The 18,686-nt window shown below is 68.4% G+C and carries 8 protein-coding genes; all 8 read left to right on the top strand.

The features are described 5' to 3' along the window. Positions 1–13 precede the first annotated feature (13 nt). The 8 genes from pglW (at position 14) to BLR02_RS22890 (ending at position 18,577) form a co-directional block, all read left to right on the top strand. Positions 14–4,225: a BREX system serine/threonine kinase PglW gene (gene pglW / locus BLR02_RS22925; RefSeq protein WP_090664774.1), complete on the top strand. Its 4,212-nt coding sequence runs from the start codon at positions 14–16 to the stop codon at positions 4,223–4,225. Next, entirely contained in the window at positions 4,222–4,503 is a 282-nt protein-coding gene (locus tag BLR02_RS22920) for a type II toxin-antitoxin system RelE/ParE family toxin (RefSeq protein ID WP_090664773.1), read from the top strand. Before pglW ends, BLR02_RS22920 begins: the two co-directional genes overlap by 4 nt. A 23-nt stretch (positions 4,504–4,526) precedes the next feature. Next, positions 4,527–4,907, top strand: coding sequence for a HigA family addiction module antitoxin (locus tag BLR02_RS22915; RefSeq protein ID WP_342670591.1), 381 nt, complete (start codon positions 4,527–4,529; stop codon positions 4,905–4,907). A gap of 123 nt (positions 4,908–5,030) precedes the next feature. Further along, positions 5,031–8,756 carry a BREX-2 system adenine-specific DNA-methyltransferase PglX gene (pglX, locus tag BLR02_RS22910; RefSeq protein ID WP_090664772.1) on the top strand — a complete coding sequence of 1,242 codons (3,726 nt, stop codon included), beginning with the start codon at positions 5,031–5,033 and terminating at the stop codon, positions 8,754–8,756. Continuing rightward, positions 8,753–12,460, top strand: a complete 3,708-nt coding sequence (locus tag BLR02_RS22905) for a hypothetical protein (RefSeq protein WP_090664771.1) — start codon at positions 8,753–8,755, stop codon at positions 12,458–12,460. The genes pglX and BLR02_RS22905 overlap by 4 nt, the downstream gene beginning before the upstream one ends. Beyond that, a complete protein-coding gene (gene pglZ / locus BLR02_RS22900; protein WP_090664770.1) occupies positions 12,457–15,171 on the top strand; it encodes a BREX-2 system phosphatase PglZ in 2,715 nt (904 codons plus the stop codon). The genes BLR02_RS22905 and pglZ overlap by 4 nt, the downstream gene beginning before the upstream one ends. Beyond that, positions 15,171–16,487 carry a BREX system ATP-binding protein BrxD gene (gene brxD / locus BLR02_RS22895; protein WP_090570100.1) on the top strand — a complete coding sequence of 439 codons (1,317 nt, stop codon included), beginning with the start codon at positions 15,171–15,173 and terminating at the stop codon, positions 16,485–16,487. The genes pglZ and brxD overlap by 1 nt, the downstream gene beginning before the upstream one ends. Further along, positions 16,484–18,577, top strand: coding sequence for a DEAD/DEAH box helicase (locus BLR02_RS22890; RefSeq protein ID WP_090570102.1), 2,094 nt, complete (start codon positions 16,484–16,486; stop codon positions 18,575–18,577). Before brxD ends, BLR02_RS22890 begins: the two co-directional genes overlap by 4 nt. Positions 18,578–18,686 lie beyond the last annotated feature (109 nt).

Genomic DNA, 18,686 nt, shown 5'->3' with positions numbered 1-18,686 from the left:
GCTTCCCCAGACGATGAAGTCGCCCCGCTGGAGCGCTGTCAGCCAGTCGGCTTTTGAGTGGGAGAGGGAAGCCCTCGACTTCTTGCGCGACAATCTGCCGGACCACGAACCGTGGCGCGCTTGGTCGAACTTCGAATTCATCGATGACGAAGGGAGGGTCAACGAGGTCGATGCCCTGGTCCTCACACCTGCCTGCCTGATTCTTATTGAGGCGAAGTCCCGGCCAGGAAGCGTCCGTGGTGATGCTTACAGTTGGACGTGGCGGACCGAAGGGCGGGAGGTCGCCACCGACAACCCACTTCCGCTCGCCAACCGGAAAGCCAAGCGCCTCGCCTCCGTCCTACGCCGTCAGGAGGCTCTCAGCGGCCGCCACGGTGCTCGCATCACACCCTGGGTGGAGCCGTTGATCTTCCTCTCCAAGGTGAGCCAACGCCCGGCCCTGGACCCCGGCACGGCGAAGCGTGTTGTCCTGCGAGGGGAGCCCGGCAAGCCCGACGACCCCGGCGTTATCGGCACGTTGCTGCGCGCGGATGAGCTCGGCTTTGGGCGTCGAGCGGCGGTTGATTCTACGGCAGCACGGCAAATCACAAAGGCTCTGGAGCAGGCCGGCGTTCGACCACCGGGACGTGGACGGAGGGTCGGCGACTACGAACTCGAACAGCTCCTCGGCGAGGGCGACAACTGGCAGGACTTCGCTGCGCGGCACGCGGCCACGGGCGTCAAGCGCCGGATTCGGATCTATCCCTACGCGCGCGCCACCACGCCTGAGGCACGGGACCGCCTAGCGCGCACCGCCCAGCGCGAGTCCCGCGTCTTGGAGGGCCTGGAGCACCAGGGCATCCAGCGCGTCCTCGACTACCGCGAGGCCGAGCTGGGACCAGCGCTCGTGTTCGAGTACGACCCGGACGCGCTTCGCCTGGACCGCTTCATGTCTCGGCGTCTCGAGAAGCTGGCCCTCGCCGAGCGCCTGGATCTCGTCCGGCAGCTGGGCGAGGCGATGGCTTACGCGCACGGGAAGCGGCTTTACCACCGCGGCCTGGCGCCGCAGAGCGTCCTCGTCCGGGATGCTGACGGCGCCTCCCCTCGTCTTCAGGTCACCAACTGGCAGGTTGCCAGCCGAGCCGAGGGAAGCACCGCGGGCGCCATGATGACGGCCGGGACCCTGCACGTCGAAGACCACATAACCGACCCCTCCAAGATCTATCTCGCGCCCGAGGCCGCGACGGCCGCGGACGTCGGCGCCGCTCAGGCCGACGTCTTCTCGCTCGGCGCGATTGCGTACCACCTCCTCTCCGGCCGACCGCCGGCCGGGAGCCCGCTTGAGCTTCCGGCCAAGCTCCGGGAGGGGAACGGCCTGCTCCTGTCTGGCGCCATGAACGGCGTCGGGCGTTGGCTTGAGGAGATGGTGCGGGCCGCTACCACCCCAGTGGTGCGCGACAGGCCGCGCGATGCACGCGAGTTCCTGGAGTATCTGGCCGAAGCGGAGCGGGAAGCCGCCCCTCAGGAACCCATGCCGGTCTTTGTCACGGATCCCGCGACGGCAGCGCCCGGCGACCACCTGGAAGGCGGCCTCGTGATCAAGCGCCGGCTCGGGCAGGGCGGCAGCGCCTACGCCTTCCTGGTCGAGCAGGAGGCAACTGGCGAGGAATTCGTCCTGAAGGTCGCCCTCGACGATGCGCATGCCGATCGCATCCGGGCCGAAGCCGACGTCCTGCGCCCTCTTCGTCACCCCAACATTGTCAGGTTTGTCGCCGACACCACCATCGCCGGGCGGCCGGCCATCCTCATGGAGCGTGCCGGCGATCGCACGCTCGCCCAGTGGATCCGCGGCGGCGATCCACTCTCGCTCGACCTCATGCGGCGCTTCGGCGAGCACCTCCTCTCGGCCGTCGAGTACCTCGAGCAGGACGGTGTCGCCCATCGCGACGTCAAGCCCGACAACATCGGCATAGCGAAGGCCGTAGCGACTGGAGCCTACCGGCTCGTGCTCTTCGACTTCTCCCTGTCGCGGGCGCCGCTGGAGAACGTCACGGCTGGCACCAGGCCCTACCTCGACCCGTTCCTCGTTGACCGCCGCCCGCCGCGCTGGGACCTCCACGCTGAGCGCTATGCTGCGGCAATTACACTCCACGAGATGCTGGTCGGCACACCGCCCACCTTCGGGGACGGGTTGACCGAGGCCCGCTTCATCGAGGACGAGGCGACAATCGCCGTCGACCGCTTCGACCCGGCCTTACGCGACGGCCTGGAGGCTTTCTTCCGGCGTGCCCTGCGCCGCGACCCTGCCGAGCGGTTCGGAAATGCGGAGGAGATGCTGCGGGCCTGGCGGTCGGCCTTCTCGCCGATGGATCGCGCGGCCACCGCGGCCGATAGCATCGAGGTGATCGCCCCTCGCCTGGATCGGACCAGCAGCATCGCCGAGGTCGGCTACGGGGTCGAGGCGCGTGCGGTGCTGGACCAGATGGGAATCCATACCGTCCACCAACTCCTGGGCGTGCCCCGCCTCCAGTTCCGCTACCTCACCGGCGTCGGCGACCGCATCCGGAAGGAGATCCGCGAACGCGCTAAGCGCCTCGCTGAGCTGCGCCGCGACCTCGTCCCCGGCGGCATCACCGAAGACGACGGCGGCCGGGCCACCCTGGACCGACTGGCAGAGCAGCTGCTCCCGCGTCGCCCGGCCGGCGATGACCGCCCCGAGGACCGCATCCTCGCCTACTACCTCGGCATCGACGACGACGCGGTGTTCTGGGCCAGTGCTGGCCAAGTGGCCGCCGCCGTCGGAACGTCCCGCGGCGCCGTGGCCGAAGCCCTCGAAGCGGCCAGAACCCGCTGGCACAAGAGCGCCGACCTGAACGCCGTCCGGGGCGAGCTCAGCACCCTGATCGAGAGGGCAGGGGGCGTCGCCACTGTCGACGAACTTGCGGTGCAGCTCCTCGGCTCCCGCGGCTCGGTCCGGGAAGACGACAAGGAGCGCATGCGACGCGCGCGCGCGACGATCCGCGCCGCCGTCGAACTCGAGGCTTCCGTCACCCCGACCCGCTTTATCTCCTACGCTGAGGTGAAGCCGGAAGCCTCGGCCGTCCTCGTCTCCGCGTCGCCGGAGAATGCCGAGTATGCACGACGCCTCGGACGCGCCGCGGACAAGCTCGCCGCTGAGACCCCGCTGCCGAGCCCCGGCAGGGTGGACGACGAGCTCGGCGTCGTCCCCGTCCCGGAACGCGCCAGCGCGCTGACGGCGGAGCGCCGGCTGCGCCTCGCCATGGCCGTCTCGGCCAGCGCCGCCCTCTCCGCGCGTGGCGAGCTCTACCCGCGTGGCATGAAGGCGCTCGGGGCACTGAAGCTGGCCCTCGGCACGCTCGCCAACATACGTGCCCTCAGCCAAGGAGAGCTGCGCGCCCGCGTCCGCGGTCGCTTTCCGGAGGCCGAGGATCTGCCGCTCCGCCCTGACCTCGATGCCCTGCTGGAGGAAGCTGGTGCTGAGGTCGACTGGCGCGACGCCGGCCAGGACGGTGTGGGCTACTACAGCCGTTCCATTGCCGACAGCGGCAGCGGCACCGCGACACTGATCCGCCACGCCACCTTCGCTCCGGCACAGGAGGCGACCCCTGATGTCCTTGCCGCTCGGGCAATCGAGGACAAGATCGTCTTTGCGGCCGAGAAGGGCGTGTTCCTGGCCCTGACCGTCGAGCCCCGCCGCGCCCGCGACGCCGAGACCGAACTTCTGCGCCGCTTCCCCCGAGAGGTCGTCAGCCTCGAACGCCTGATGCTCCACGCCATGCGGACCCGGGCCGAGGAACGCCGCATTGCCTGGCCGAAGGCGCTCACAGCCGACGCCGCCGCGCGTGACAGCACCGACTTCAAGAACCTGCTCCGACTTGCCGCTGAGGCTGCGCCGCGCGTGGCGAAAGAGGTCCTCGCCCTCCGCCAACCGGCCCTGCTGACCCGCCCCGGTCTCATCGCCCGCTACGACCTGATGACCATGCTGGATGAGTTCTCGCAGGCCTCCGGCGCCTCGGGCGGCCCGCCCAGCCTCTGGCTCCTCATCCCCCAGGCCACGCCCGGCCGTCCGGAGATTGACGGCGCCATCCTGCCGGTCATCTCCGCAGCGAACTGGACCCGGCTGACGGACCCCTGGCTGGCGAATGCCCACCGCGCCGGTGGCCGGTCCGCCGCCCGAGACATTACGCTTGATGTTCCACGTATAACGCGCTACGTACCGTCGTGATCCGGAGCTTCGGCGACAAGGCGACCGCGCTCGTTTTCCAGGGCGGCCTGCCTCGCGGCATGGCACGGGACCTGGCCCAGGCGGCGCGCCGCAAGCTGGCCATGCTGGATGCGGCCGAACGGCTGGACGATCTGCGTGTGCCGCCCGGTAACCGGCTGGAGGCACTGCGCGGCGACCGCGCGGGCCAGCACTCCATCCGGATCAACGGGCAGTGGCGCCTGGTCTTCATCTGGCGCGACGACGGCCCGCATGAGGTCGAGATCGTGGACTACCATTGAGGAGGCTCGCCATGACGACACGCGTGAGGCCCCGAGGGAAGACCACCGGGCCGATTTCCCGGAGCGACCTCGATGCCGGTCGCGTGGACCTGGCCGGGGTGGACAGCGGCGGACGCCTGGACCCCGTCCACCCCGGCGAGGTGTTGCGGCACGAGTTCCTGGAGCCGCTCGGCCTGTCGGCCCATGCGCTGGCCCTCGCGCTGCGCGTGCCGGCCAACCGCATCACAGCCATCCTGGGCGGGCGGCGCGCCATCACGGCGGAGACGGCGCTGCGCCTGGCCCGGCACTTCGGCACCACGCCGGCCTTCTGGCTCAACCTCCAGAAGGCCCATGAGCTGGAAGTTGCGGAGCAGGAGGCCGGAGCGCGGATCCGCGCCGAGGTCACGCCGAGGGCTGCGGCCTAGCATCTGTCGGGCTGCCGCCTCCGTCCTGCCGGAGCGGCGCCGTTAGGTTCAGCAGGATCGTCGGACGGGGGCTGCCTGGCGATTTCGACACCAACAACGAATACCAGGGGACCGGGCCGGCAGATGGTGAACGCGGAGCGGCTGCTCGATGATCTGAAGAAACTCAGGAAGAAGCTGGAGGCCGATCTTCGTGGCCATCACGCTTCCTCCGCCGGCCGTGCCGCGGTCGAGGCCGAGTGGCAGGAGGCGCGGGACACCAGGCGCACCGCGGACACCTTCGAGACGTTCTTCGGCGCCGCGGTGGACCAAGCGGCGGTGCACTGGATCCTCGCCCTCGTCTTCCTCCGCTTCCTTGAGGACAACGGCCTGCTGGACCGGCCGCTCATTGCCGGTGCCGGTGAGCGGCTGGAACTCGCCCAGATGCGGCAGCGCGAGCATTTCCGCGCCCATCCGACGGACAGCGACGCCGAGTACCTGCTGGCAATGTTCGGGGAGGTGGCGCGACTGCCCGGCCTCCGCGGCCTCTACGACCCCGACCACAATCCTCTGTTCCGGCTGCCTGTCTCCGGTGACGGGGCGAAGGAACTGTTCGACTTCTTCCGCCAGCGCGGGGCCGACACCGGCGCGCCGGTGCACGACTTCGCGGACCCGGACTGGAACACCCGATTCCTCGGCGACCTCTACCAGGACCTGTCGGAGGAGGCGCGGAAGCGCTTCGCCCTGCTGCAGACGCCGGACTTCGTAGAGGCGTGGATCCTATCCCGCACGCTCGATCCGGCAATCCGCGAGTTCGGGCACGAGCAGGTGCGGATGATCGACCCGACCTGCGGTAGCGGCCACTTCCTGCTGGGCGGCTTTGCTCGGCTGCTGGAGGAATGGCGCCGCCACGCGCCGGAGATGCCGCCGGCGGCGCAGGCGCAGAAGGCGCTGGACGCGGTGGCGGGGGTCGACCTGAACCCCTTCGCTGTCGAGATCGCGCGCTTCCGGCTGTTGGTGGCTGCGTTGAAGGCGGCGGGTGAAACGCGCCTGGCTTCCGCACCAGACTTTCGCTTGTCCCTCGCTGTCGGCGATAGCCTGCTGCATGGACGTCAGCGTGACTTCGCGCAAATCGGAGACGGCTTCGATCACGTCTCTGGACATTTTTACTCTGCAGAGGACGCAGCGGGGCTGAAGGCCCTTCTGGCACGTGAGTACCACGCCGTGGTCGGCAACCCGCCCTACATCACGCCAAAGGACGCGGCGATGCGCGACGCCTACCGCGCACGCTTCGAGAGTTGCCACATGAAGTATGGCCTCGGCGCCCCCTTCACCGAACGCTTCTTCGGGCTAGCCCAGCGCGGCACGCGGGAACGGCCTGCGGGCTTCGTCGGGTTGATCGTCGCCAACAGCTTTATGAAGCGCGAATTTGGTAGGAAGCTAATTGAGGGCGTTCTGTCGCGACTGGATCTCACCCACGTCGTGGACTGCTCCGGAGCCTATATTCCCGGGCACGGCACGCCGACCGTGATCATGTTCGGAAGGCATCGGGAGCCTGTTGGATCAGTAGTCAGGACGGTTCGAGGCATACGAGGCGAACCTGAAGCGCCTGAAGATCCGGCGCGTGGGCTGGTGTGGTCAGCAATCGTCACACAGACCGACCTTGTAGGTAGCGAGAGCACGTTCATCAGTTCTGAAGATACGCCGCGAGAGGTACTTTCTCGCCATCCTTGGAATATTGGTGGCGGCGGAGCTGCGGATGTGCAGGAATTGATGGAAGAGTCCTCAAAACCCCTAATCCATCATCTTCAGGCCGCAGGCATATCCGCCGTCACTGGTGCAGACGATGCATATGTGTTTGAAAATGCTTTTCAAATCAATCGCCTTGGCGGTGCTTCATCCTATCCGTTTGTTGTCGGCGAAGAGGTGAGGGACTACCAGATCCGCCAAGTTAACAGCGTTGTGTGGACCCACCTTTCGACTTTCGAGCCTGCACCCGAAACGCATATTCCGACGACGCTTCGAGCGCTCTGGCCAACAAAATCGTATCTGAAAGGTCGCAAACGCTTTGGAACCCCAATGGTCGACCGCGGGCTGAAATGGTACGAGTTCCAGGAACTCTATCCTGCCAAACTCGCATCCCCTTTGACGATAGTTTATCCTGTGGTATCAACACACAATCATTTTGTATTTGACCGATGCGGTGGAAAGATATTCAATAGTAAGGCGGCTGTTCTGAAGTTACGGCCCGAATATGGGCGTGAGGATCATTTACAAATAAATGCCATTCTCAACAGTTCTGCTGCATGCTTCTGGCTTAAGCAGGCTTGTCACAATAAGGGACTGCGCGGCATTGGTGGCGGAATAACTGCTGAGGCATGGGAGCAGTTTATCGAGATTTCCTCAACGCGTCTTGAATCATTTCCTGTGTGTCCTGAATATGTCGGTGATCGTGCGATCGAAATCGACAGAGTGGTTCTGGATATGTCGGCCTGCACGCCGCAAGCAGCCTGTCACCGCACTCTCCCTAAGCGAAGCGAACTCGACACCTCTAAACAGCAATATGAGCGTCTCCTACGTCGCGCGATTGCATTGCAGGAAGAAATTGATTGGCAATGCTACGGCCTCTACGGGCTGCATCAGGCACCGCCGGAGTATGGTGTCCCGCCACCACTCAATGTCGGCGAGCGTGCCTTTGAAATTGTTATGGCGCGACGCGCTGTGCGTGGTGACCTGAAAACTGCTTGGTTTGAGCGTCACCGGGCCGCCGCTATCGTCGACGTACCTGTCCACTGGCCGGAAGACTACCGTGCCACCGTCGAAAAACGCATAGCTCTCATCGAGTCTGATCCCACCATCGGCCTGATCGAGCGGCCCGAGTACAAGCGCCGCTGGTCCTCCGAGCCCTGGGAGAAGATGGAGCAAGGCGCGCTCCGCGCTTGGTTGCTCGACCGGCTGGAAGACCCGCGCTTCTGGGACGCCGCCGACCCGCGCATCGTCACCACCCGCAACCTCGCCGACGCAACGCGCGCCGATGCGGAGTTTCAGTCCGTCGCGGAGCTCTATGTCGGCCGCGTGGGCTTCGACCTCGAAGCGCTGGTGGCGGAGCTGGCCGCGACTGAATCCGCGCCCTTCCTTGCCGCCCTCCGCTACAGTGAGACCGGCCTGCGCAAGCGCGCCGACTGGGAAGCGACCTGGGAGAAGCAGCGAGCCGAGGACGCCATCGACGCGGAACTCGCCGCCCGCCGCGACGAGTTCCTTCGTGCGGCGTGGTCGCGGCAGAACCCGCGCGGCGAGGGCGAACCCTCAGAGGCTTACGCCGCCCGCATGGTAGCCGGCGTCGCCGCCGAAGCCGTGCAGCAGGCAGCCGACGCCGCCATCTCGGCGGAGGCAAAGCGCCGCAAAGTGGCGGAGGTCGGGGACATCCCCGTGCCGCCGAAGTACCGCACGCCCGACTTTCTGTCCGCGACCTTCTGGGGGCTCCGCGGCGGCCTCGACGTGCCGAAAGAACGCTTCGTCTCTTTCCCTCACTGCGCCCGCGATGCCGACCCCAGCCTGCCGATCCTCTGGGCCGGCCACGACCACCTCGCCCGCGCCAGGGCGCTCGCCTCCCTCTACGTGGAACGGCGGGACACGGATGGCTGGCCCTCCGTCCGGCTCCTGCCGATGCTGGCCGGGCTGTTGGAACTCGTCCCCTGGCTTCGGCAGTGGCACAACGACATTGACGCGGAGACGGGACTGCGCATGGGCGACTACTTCGCCGGCTTCATTGAGGAGGAAGCGCGCGAGCGCGGCCTGACCATCGAAGACCTCCGCAACTGGACGCCACCCGCGCCCGCCCGGCGCACGCGTACCCGGAGGGCCGCGGCATGAGCGACGCCACGCGCCCGCTGCTTCGCGACCTCATTACCATCCCGGAGCGGGTGCAGACCAACGACTTCGTCCTGAAGCTGTCGGACGGCGTCACCGAGGCGGGCGCGGCCGAGACCATCAAGAGCTACGTCGTCACGACGGAGCTCGCCAAGGCGTTCGACAAGGCGCTCGGCTTCATCCAGGGCGCGGTCGAGGGCGCCAAGAGCGCGGCCTGCTACCTCCACGGATCTTTCGGCGCCGGCAAGTCGCACTTCATGGCGGTGCTGAACCTGCTGCTGGCCGGCAACGCCAAGGCGCGCGGCGTCCCGGAGCTCGCCGGCGTCGTGACGAAGCACGACCGCTGGCTCGGCGGGAAGCGCTTCCTGATGGTGCCCTACCACATGATCGGGGCGAAGGACGTCACCAGCGCCATCCTGGGCGGCTACGCGGCCCATGTGCGCAAGGTCGAGCCGACCGCGCCGACGCCGGGCTTCTACCTAGGCGAGAAGCTGTTCGAGGACGCCCGCGGCCTCCGCGCCAAGATGGGCGACGACGCCTTCTTCCAACATCTGAACGAGGGCGCGACCGCCAGCGACGACGGCTGGGGCGACTTCGGCAACCAGTGGGACGCCAGCTCCTTCGAAGCTGCGGCGCTCGAGCCGCCGGAGGGCGAGGAACGCCAGCGCCTGGTCGGCCGGCTGATCGAGGCCTACTTCAGCAACTACGCCGGCGTAGCGGCGACGCGCGGCGAGGCCTTCGTGGACCTCGACGCGGGCCTCGCCATCATGAGCCAGCACGCGAAGCGGCTCGGCTACGACGCCGTCGTGCTGTTCCTCGACGAGCTGATCCTCTGGCTGGCGACGATGGCGAAGAACGTCAAGTTCGTGAACGAAGAAGGCTCGAAGCTGTCGAAGCTGGTGGAGGCGCAGGACGCGAACCGGCCGATTCCGATCGTGTCCTTCGTGGCCCGGCAGCGCGACCTGCGCGAGCTGATCGGCGACAACCATGCGGGTGCGGAGCTCGTCGGTTTCTATGACACGCTGAAATACTGGGAAGCGCGTTTCGATAAGGTCCTGCTAGAAGACCGCAACCTGCCTGTGATCGCCGAGAAGCGCCTCCTCGCGCCGAAGTCGGAGACGGCGAAACAGGAGATCGACGCGGAGTTCGAGCGAGTGATGCGCGCCCGGCAGACGGTGCTGGACACGCTGCTGGGATCTGACGGGGAACGCGCCCTGTTCCGCATGACTTACCCCTTCAGCCCCGCCCTGGTGCAGGCGCTGATTGCGGCGTCCTCGGTCCTGCAGCGGGAGCGGACGGCGCTGAAGCTGATGCTCACCCTGCTGGTGAAGCGGCGGGAAGAGCTCCGCCTCGGGGCGCTGATCCCCGTAGGCGACCTGTGGGACGAGATCGCGACGGGTGACCAGCCCTTCTCGGACGGGATGCTGATCGAGTTCGACAACGCGAAGAAGCTCTGGAACCTGAAGCTGCTCCCGCTGCTGGAGCAGGAGCACGCGGTGTCCTGGCAGGACCTGCAGGACGGACGCACGGACGCGCAGGTTGCCCGCCGCTTCGCCAACGACGCCCGCCTGCTGAAGACCCTGCTGCTCGCGGCCCTGGTGCCGGAGGTGCCGGCGCTGCGGGCACTGACCGCCCCGCGGCTGGCCGCCCTGAACCACGGGACCGTGGTGTCGCCAGTGCCGGGAGGGGAGGGGGGTATCGTCCTCCAGAAGGTACGGAAGTGGGCGACGCGGGTTGGCGAGATCCGCGTCACCGACGACCAGACCCCGATTGTGTCGCTGCAGATCAGCGGCGTCGACGTGGAGCCGATCCTCGCCAACGCGGCCCAGGCCGACAACGACGGGCAGCGACGCAGCAAGCTCCAGCGAATCCTGTTCGACGCCCTCGGCATCCGGGAGGACGGCACCATCATCGGCGCCCAGCCCTTCGTGAACTATGAGCACGCCTGGCGCGGCACGAAGCGGGAGGTCGATCTCTATTTCGAGGCGGTGGCGGAGGTGAGCCCCGATCGCCTGAAGGGGCGCGGCGTGCCGGTGTTGGTGCTCGGCTTGCCCTTCGATCCCAAGGGGCGGCCGCCCTCGACGCACTTGGCCCACGCCAAGAACTTCAACGACGACGGGGCATCGGGCGGCGTGGTGTGGCAGCCCGCGTACCTGAGCGACCGCGCGATGAAGGATCTCGGCACGCTGGTCCGCATCGACTTCCTGCTGGCGGGGACCGGAGAGCGGCTGAACGAGGCCGCGCGGATGCTGTCCGCCTCGGACCGCGAGCAGGCGCGGGCGGTGCTGCGGAGCCAACAGAGCGCTCTGCACCAGCGGATCCGCGCCTGCATCGAGACCGCCTACGGCATCCGCAACGACAACGACGGGTGCATCGGGACGCCGGTACCTCCGGAGGACCGGCTTGTGTCGCTCCAGGGCACCTTCGTGCCCCAGATGCCGGTCGGCGCCGACATGAAGGCCGCGATGACGCAGCTGCTGGATCGCTGGTTCGAGCATCGCTATCCCGCCCACCCGCTGTTCGACACCGAGGTGCGGGACGCCGTGCTCCGCCGCGTCCTGGATCGCGTCCAGGAAGCGGCGCAGGAGCCGGACCAGCGGAAGTTCATCGAGGACACGTCGGACCGGAAGCATCTCGGCGCCATCGCCGTCCCGCTGAAGCTCGCGGTGATGAGCCAGACGCAGCTTCAGCTCACCAACGACTGGGCCAACCACTTCGCCACGATGCATGCGCGGACCGGGGGCGGGCCGCTGACCGTGGCGAAGCTCCGCGCCTGGATCGACGAGCCGAAGCCGATGGGGCTTCCAGCCCGCGTGCAGAACCTCGTCATCCTCGCCTTCGCGGCGCAGGCAGACCGCGCGCCCGTCCGCAACGGCGCGCCCGTGACGATCTCGCTGGACCGCATCGATGACAGCGTCGAACTGCGTGAGGAGGCTCTCCCCGACGAGACGACCTGGACCAAGGCGCGCGAACGCGCCGCGGCCCTCTTCGGGCTGAAGCCAGGCGAGGTCCGGAAGGGCGCGACGTTGTCGACGTTGGCGGCCGATCTCCAGGAGAAGGGCGCTGCAAAACGGACGCTCCTCGCCGAGCTGCTGAAGGACCTCAGGCCGTGGGCGGAGAGGTTCGGCGTGGCGGCCACGGCTCCGCGCTTCACCACAATGCGCTCCGCCCAGTCACTGCTCGGCGACCTCGCCGGGGCGGCCACGCCGCTCGCGCGCGTCGAAGCGTTAGCCGATGCGGAACTGGAGACGAGCGAGGCGGCTGTGGGCCGTCTGCTGGCAGCGCTGTCGGAAGTCCGGGAGGCCGTGGCCTCGGCCGACTGGAACATCATCGAGGCCGGTACTGGCTTGGGCGACCATCGCAAGGGTGCCGCAGAGGGCCTGCGGGAGAAGCTCGTCGAGATGCTCGACGCGGACGAGCATGCGGTGCAACTCAGGCCCGTTCTCCGCGACGTCCAGACCCGGGCTTCGCGGCTGCTCGCCGAAACCAAGCCGAGCGATGGGCCGCCGCCCAGAGACGACCCATCGCCACCACCACCGCCACCGCCCGGCGAGGAGGTGGTCGACGAGCGCCAGCAGGTGGTGCTGGACGCGTCCGCCGCGACGGCGGCGATTGACGAGCTGAGAGGTCGCCTGGTCGCCTCTCCTGGCGCCCGGCTGACGATCTCGTGGCGGCTGACCCGATTGAAGTCCGGAGGGGCTGCTTGAGCCCTCTGCTGGCACCTGACCGGGCGGAGATCGAACGCGCGCTGGAGGATCTCCTGCGGCGCGATACCGGCGCGCGCGTCCTCGCCATGCGCTCCCCGGTCAAGCGCAACTGGCCCGAAGCTATCGAGCGGCGAGGAAAGCGCTTCCGCGTTGCCTGGTGCCCCTCCGAGCTTGAAATGAGGGAGCGTCTCAACGAGGCAGAATCCGACGCCGAGGGGATGATTCTACTGACCCCGCTCGACGCCGCTGCCCTCGCTGGCGACATCGTCGCGCGATTCCCGCGCGCCCGGCTCGAGCAGACCGACCGATGGTCTGCCCTGCGGAGCCTGTTCAAGGCTCATGCGGTCGACCCGCGACTGGCGGCGCAGCGGTGGCTCGCCGACCTGCTTCTGGCCCACGTGCCTGCTGACGGATATCGCCCGGCATCCGGCGGCGTCCTGGACCTCGACACCGCATGGCGAGCTGCGCTCGAAGAGGTGCTGGGCCTGCCCGAAGGGCGCGGCGACGCGGCGGCGCTGCTGACCTGGACGCTCGACCCAGTCGGCCTGGACCGGCTTGCGCGGCTTCCACCCGACGTTCGCCAGGCCTTGGCCAGCCGCCTTGGCGTGGAGGGAGGGCCGGCCGCGGCCCTGGTTCTGGGCGCGGCCGCGGCAGGCCGGGGCGGCGACGCCCTAGCGATCGCGCTGGCCTGCGGCGTGGTGTTCGGCGAGGTGGCACCGCGCGTCGAGCTCCGGGACGCCGCCGTTCGGCTTGAGCCGCTCGTCGGCGGTGTCCCGGTGGATCCCGACGTGGGTCGAAGCCTTGCCGAGGCTGGACGTCGGGTGCTCGACCGGCTTGCCCGCGACGATCCCGCGGCAAGCCGAGCCGCGGAGGCGCGGACCGCAGCCATTCTGGCCGACATCCGAGCCGAGCGGGCCGCGGGGCTCAGCCCCGCCTTGCAGCTCGGCTTCGACGCCAGGCTGCGCGACGCGGCTGACGCACTGGGCCGCGCGGCGGAGACAGGACAGGCTGACGACGTGGGCGCCGCCTGGGACCGTGTCCGCGAGGTCGCCAGCCACGACCGCGCCGGCGACAACGCTGCGCGGATCGGACGCTTGACCATGGCTGCCAGGATCGTGGGCTGGCTTGCCCGGGGGCGGCAACGCGTGTTCCGCACGCTTGCAGAAGCCGCCGCAGGCTACGCCCTGGAAGGGGGGTTCGTGGACCGCGCGCGGCAGGCGGTCCGCGGCGGCGATCAGCTTCCGGAAGTCGCGGCGGCTTACTCCCGCATCGCCGAGGCGGCTGCTGCGCAGCGAGACGCGGAGAACCAATCCTTTGCGGCGCTTCTGAAGGGATGGAACCAGGGCGGCGGGCACGGCGACGTGCCGCTCCCGGTCGAGCGCGTCCTGGATGCGGTGGTCGCCCCGCTGGCGCGCGAGAAGCCGGTCCTTCTCCTCGTCTTCGACGGCCTCAGCTTTGCGGTCTGGCGTCACCTCGCCGAAACCGTCGGGCGCCTGGGTTGGTCGGAACTCGCCCCAACAGACGGGCGAGGTGCGTTCATTGGGGCCGCGGCGCTGCCCTCGGTCACCGAGATCTCTCGGGCCAGCCTGCTCTGCGGGAAGCTGACGCGAGGAGACCAGACGGCGGAGCGTGCGGGCTTTGCGGGGCTTCCAAGCCTCGTCGCGGTGTCTCGGGCTGGGAAGCCTCCCCGCTTGTTCCATAAGGCCGACCTCGCCTCCGGGCCTGAACTCGGAGGCGACCTGCAGGCTGCCGTCGCTGACCACCAGCAAAAGATTGTTGGAATCGTCCACAACGCGGTCGATGCCCAGTTGTCTGGAAGCGACCAGCTTGAGATCACCTGGACCGCCGATGACTTTCGCCAGGTATCCGCCATTCTGCATACCGCCCGGCAGGCCGGCCGGATTGTCATCGTCACCGGTGACCACGGCCATGTACTCGACGAGGGAACCATCCAAATGTCTGGCGGAGCGGGTGCCCGGTGGCGAAGCGCTGGCACGCCGCCGGGTGAGGGCGAGGTCGCGCTCGCGGGCGGCCGCGTCTTGGCGCCTGGAGGGGCGACAACGATCGTCGCGGCATGGAGTGAGCGCCTCCGCTTAGCCGCACGGCGGAGTGGCTACCACGGAGGAGCGGCTCCGCAGGAAGTCCTCGTGCCCGTTGCCGTGCTTTCGTCTGGCGACCCTCCGTCCGGTTGGACCGAGGCACCGCCCGCCGAGCCGGCGTGGTGGCGCGGTGCCGAGGGCGAGCCCGGTCCTCCGCGCAAGCCTGAGGTCGCGTCACCACCACCCAACCGCCGGAAGTCGGAACCGCGTCAGGTCGATCTCTTCGTCAGCGGGCCGGATAGCCGCAGCGGTGCGTCTGCTTCCGAAACACCACCGCTGGCGCGGGTGCCGACGGGCTCCGCCCCGCTCTGGATTGAAGCGCTGCTGCAGTCGGAGGGCTATGCCGCGCAGCGGAAATTGGCCGGGCGCGGGGCGCCCCCGGACGACCAAATCCACGCGCTCTTGGCGGCACTGGCGGCACGGGGCGGCCGGATCACAAGGCCGGGCCTGGCTCAGTCCCTCGGGATACCGGTGCTACGTCTTACGGGCTTCGTGAGCGCGGCGCGGCGGGTGCTCAACCTCGACCAGGCGCAGATCCTCGTCCAGGACGGCGAGGACGTCGTCCTGGACGAAGCCTTGCTCCGCATGCAATTCGAGCTTGGCGGTCGCTGATGATCGGCGTCCAGCGCAGGGCCGCGATCCTCGACGCGCTCCGCCGTGGCACCGTGCCCCGCGAGGGCCTGGCCGCCTTCGCAGTGGGCATGGACCGCTTCGAGGCCGCAGTCGACGCGGACCTCGCAACAGCCTCCGCCGGGCGCGGGGCCTTTAAGGCAGTCCGCGGCGAGTACGGGTCGGGGAAGACATTCATGGCGCGCTGGCTGCAGGAGCGCGCCCGTGCTGCGGGCTTCGCTACGGCCGAGGTGCAGGTCAGCGAGACCGAGACACCCCTGCACCGATGGGAGACCGTCTACCGGCGTCTCGTCGAGCGCCTTGCGACCTCCGACACCCCCGAGGGGGCACTGCGCCCCTCCGTGGACGCATGGTTCTACACTCTGGAAGAGGATGTGCTGGCGGAGGGGCGGATCGCCGGCGACGACGCGGAGGCGCTGGCCGCGGCCACCGAGACGGTCATGGAGCGCCGGCTCGCGGCGATCGCCAGGACCGCGCCCGCCTTCTCGGCCGTCCTCCGCGCGTACCGCCGCGCCCTGCTCGCGGACGACGCCGGCCTCGCCGAGGGCCTGATCGCCTGGCTTGGCGGCCAGCCGAACGTCGCGGCCGCGGTAAAGCGTGCGGCGGGGATCAAGGGGGACCTCGACGCCTTCGGGGCCATGCACTTCCTCGGCGGCCTCCTGACGATCCTGCGCGACAGCGGTCGATCGGGCCTCGTCTTGGTCCTCGATGAAGCCGAGACGCTCCAGCGCATGCGCGCCGACACGCGCGAGAAGGGCCTCAACGCGCTGCGGCAGGTCCTCGACGAGCTCGATGCCGGAAGGTACCCAGGCCTCTACCTTGTCGTCACCGGTACGACGGCCTTCTTCGATGGGCCACAGGGCGTCCAGCGCCTCCCGCCTCTCGCGCAGAGGCTCCACACGGACTTCGCCACCGAGGCCCGGTTCGACAACCCGCGCGCCGTCCAAGTGCGACTGCAGGGCTTCGACCTCGACGCCCTGGCTACCGTGGGGCGGCGGGTGCGCGACCTGTTCGCGGAGCACAGCGCCCAACAAGCACGCATTCGCGCGGTCGTGGACGACGTCTATGTCGCTGACCTCGCGCGCGGGGTCGCGGGACGCCTCGGCGGGCGGGCGGGTGTCGCGCCGCGACTCTACCTCCGGAAGCTGGTCGCCGAGGTGCTCGACCGCGTGGACCAGTTCGCCGACTTTGACCCGCGCCGGCACTACTCGCCGACGGTCGACGAGCGGGAGATGACCAAGGCCGAGCGCGCCGCCGCCGGTGCGGTCGATGTGGACGACGTCGAGCTCGACCCGTGAGTGCGGCCTTCGACGCGCTCCACCCCGCGCTCCGCTACCACATCGTCAGCACTCTTGGCTGGCCCGACCTGCGGCCCACGCAGGCGGAGGCCGTCGGACCGGTGATTGCCGGCGAGGACGTGCTGCTGCTCGCCCCGACGGCGGGCGGGAAGACCGAGGCCGCCGCGTTTCCTCTGGTCTCCCGCATCGCCGGGGAGGGCTGGCGGGGGGTGTCGGCGATCTACGTCTGCCCACTGAAGGCGCTTCTGAACAACCTCGCCCCGCGCCTCGAGCGCTACGCCGGGTTCGTCGGCCTGCGCGTCGGGCTATGGCATGGGGACGTCGGCGAGCCCGCGAGGAGGCGAATGCTCCGGGATCCGCCCGAGATCCTGCTGACCACGCCCGAATCCCTGGAGGCGATGCTGATCTCGGCGCGCCTCGATCACGTCGGCCTTCTCGGCGGTATCCGTTCGGTCGTCGTGGACGAGCTCCACGCCTTCGCCGGAGACGACAGGGGCTGGCATTTGCTATTCCTGCTCTCGCGCCTTGAGCGTCTTACTGGGCGCCAGATCCAGCGCATCGGCCTAACGGCGACGGTGGGCAACCCGTCCGAACTGCTCGATTGGCTGACACTGGGCCGGGGCGGGCGGGTACTCGGGCCCACGCGCCCGGTAGCGGACGGCGAGGTCACGGCCGATCATGTTGGGTCGGTTCGGAACGCGGTCACGGTCATTGCGCGCTTACACCGCGGTGAGCGGCGGCTCGTTTTTGCGGACAGCCGGACCCGCGTCGAGGAGGTCGCGGCCGGGCTCAGGACGGCGGGCGTGAGGACCTTCGTGTCGCATGCATCGCTCTCTCTCGACGAGCGCCGGCAAGCCGAAGCCGCCTTCATCGCCGAGCCTGACTGCGTCATCGTTGCAACCTCCACTCTCGAACTCGGCTTGGACGTTGGCGATCTGGACCGGGTCATCCAGATCGGTGCGCCGCCGAGCGTCGCCTCTTTCCTTCAGCGCATGGGCCGCACGGGACGGCGGAGCGGGACGGCGAGGAACTGCCTGTTCCTGGCCACCGACGACGAGGAGCTGCTAGCTTGTCTGGCGCTCGCAACCCTCTGGCGCGAGGGGATCATAGAAGCGATTAAGGCTCCGCCACGGCCGTCGCACATCTTTGCCCAGCAGGTCATGGCACTCGTCCTCCAGGAGAAGGGCCTGGCGCGCGCGGACATAGATCTCTGGCTCGGTGCAGCGGTGGACGCGATACCGGAGGCGGACCGTCACGACATTCTCGCACACATGCTGGCGAACGGGATCCTCGCCGAAGACACCGGCGTCCTCGGCCTAGGGTCCGTTGGCGAACGTGAATTCGGTCGCCGGCATTTCGGAGACCTCGTCGCCGCTTTCAGCCAACCACTCCTGTTGGCCGTCCGGCACGGGGCGCTGGACCTCGGCTCGGTTCACCCAGCCAGCATAGCACCAGCGTACGGCAGCGGACCTGCCGTGATCTCGCTCGGCGGCAGAAGCTGGAAGGTCACGGATGTCGACTGGAGGCGTCGGACCGTCTCTGTCCTGCCTACCGAGGGCGGCGGTCGTTCGCGCTGGCTCGGCACCGGTCGCCCGATGTCGAGTGTGGTGGCCAACGCCGTCGAACGCGTGGTGGCAGGGACCCTGCCGGGGTGTCGCCTATCGCGGCGTGCCGAGGCGGCATTGGAGGACATCCGCACACGCCTTCAGTTTGTAGATGCCGACGCGCTTCCGCTCGTGACGGACGGCGAAGCGCGCGTCGTGCTGTGGGGCTTTGGCGGCGGCGCCGCGATGGCGTCCGTTGCGGCGGGCCTGAACGATCTTGGTTTACCGGCGACAGCTTTCGATGATTTCACCGTCACGGTGAAGATGCGGGACTTGAGCAAGCTGGCGTCGGCATTCAAATCTATCGAGCCGAACGCGGTGCACCCGCGGCTTCCTGACAAACTGAATGACGCGCTAAAGTTCGGTCTGTGTCTTCCGGAACTAATCATACGCGCTGTTCTGCAAGGCAGGACTTCCGACACTGCGGCGGTCACTGCCCTATGTCGGCGTGCGCACAGGCTGATTCAGCTTACTTGCTCGGCTTAACCATAAACGGGCGCCGCTTCAGCGGTGGACATGAGACCTTACGGTTGCACCATACTGCTACATACAAAATTGAGAAGGTCTCTCCAGTTTAGACCGGCCGGCTTAATCC

The organism is Belnapia rosea, assembly GCF_900101615.1.
In the GTDB taxonomy this organism is placed as follows: domain Bacteria; phylum Pseudomonadota; class Alphaproteobacteria; order Acetobacterales; family Acetobacteraceae; genus Belnapia; species Belnapia rosea.
The sequence above is the reverse complement of the archived record's forward strand: the minus strand, read 5'-3'. Positions and strand labels throughout refer to the sequence as shown.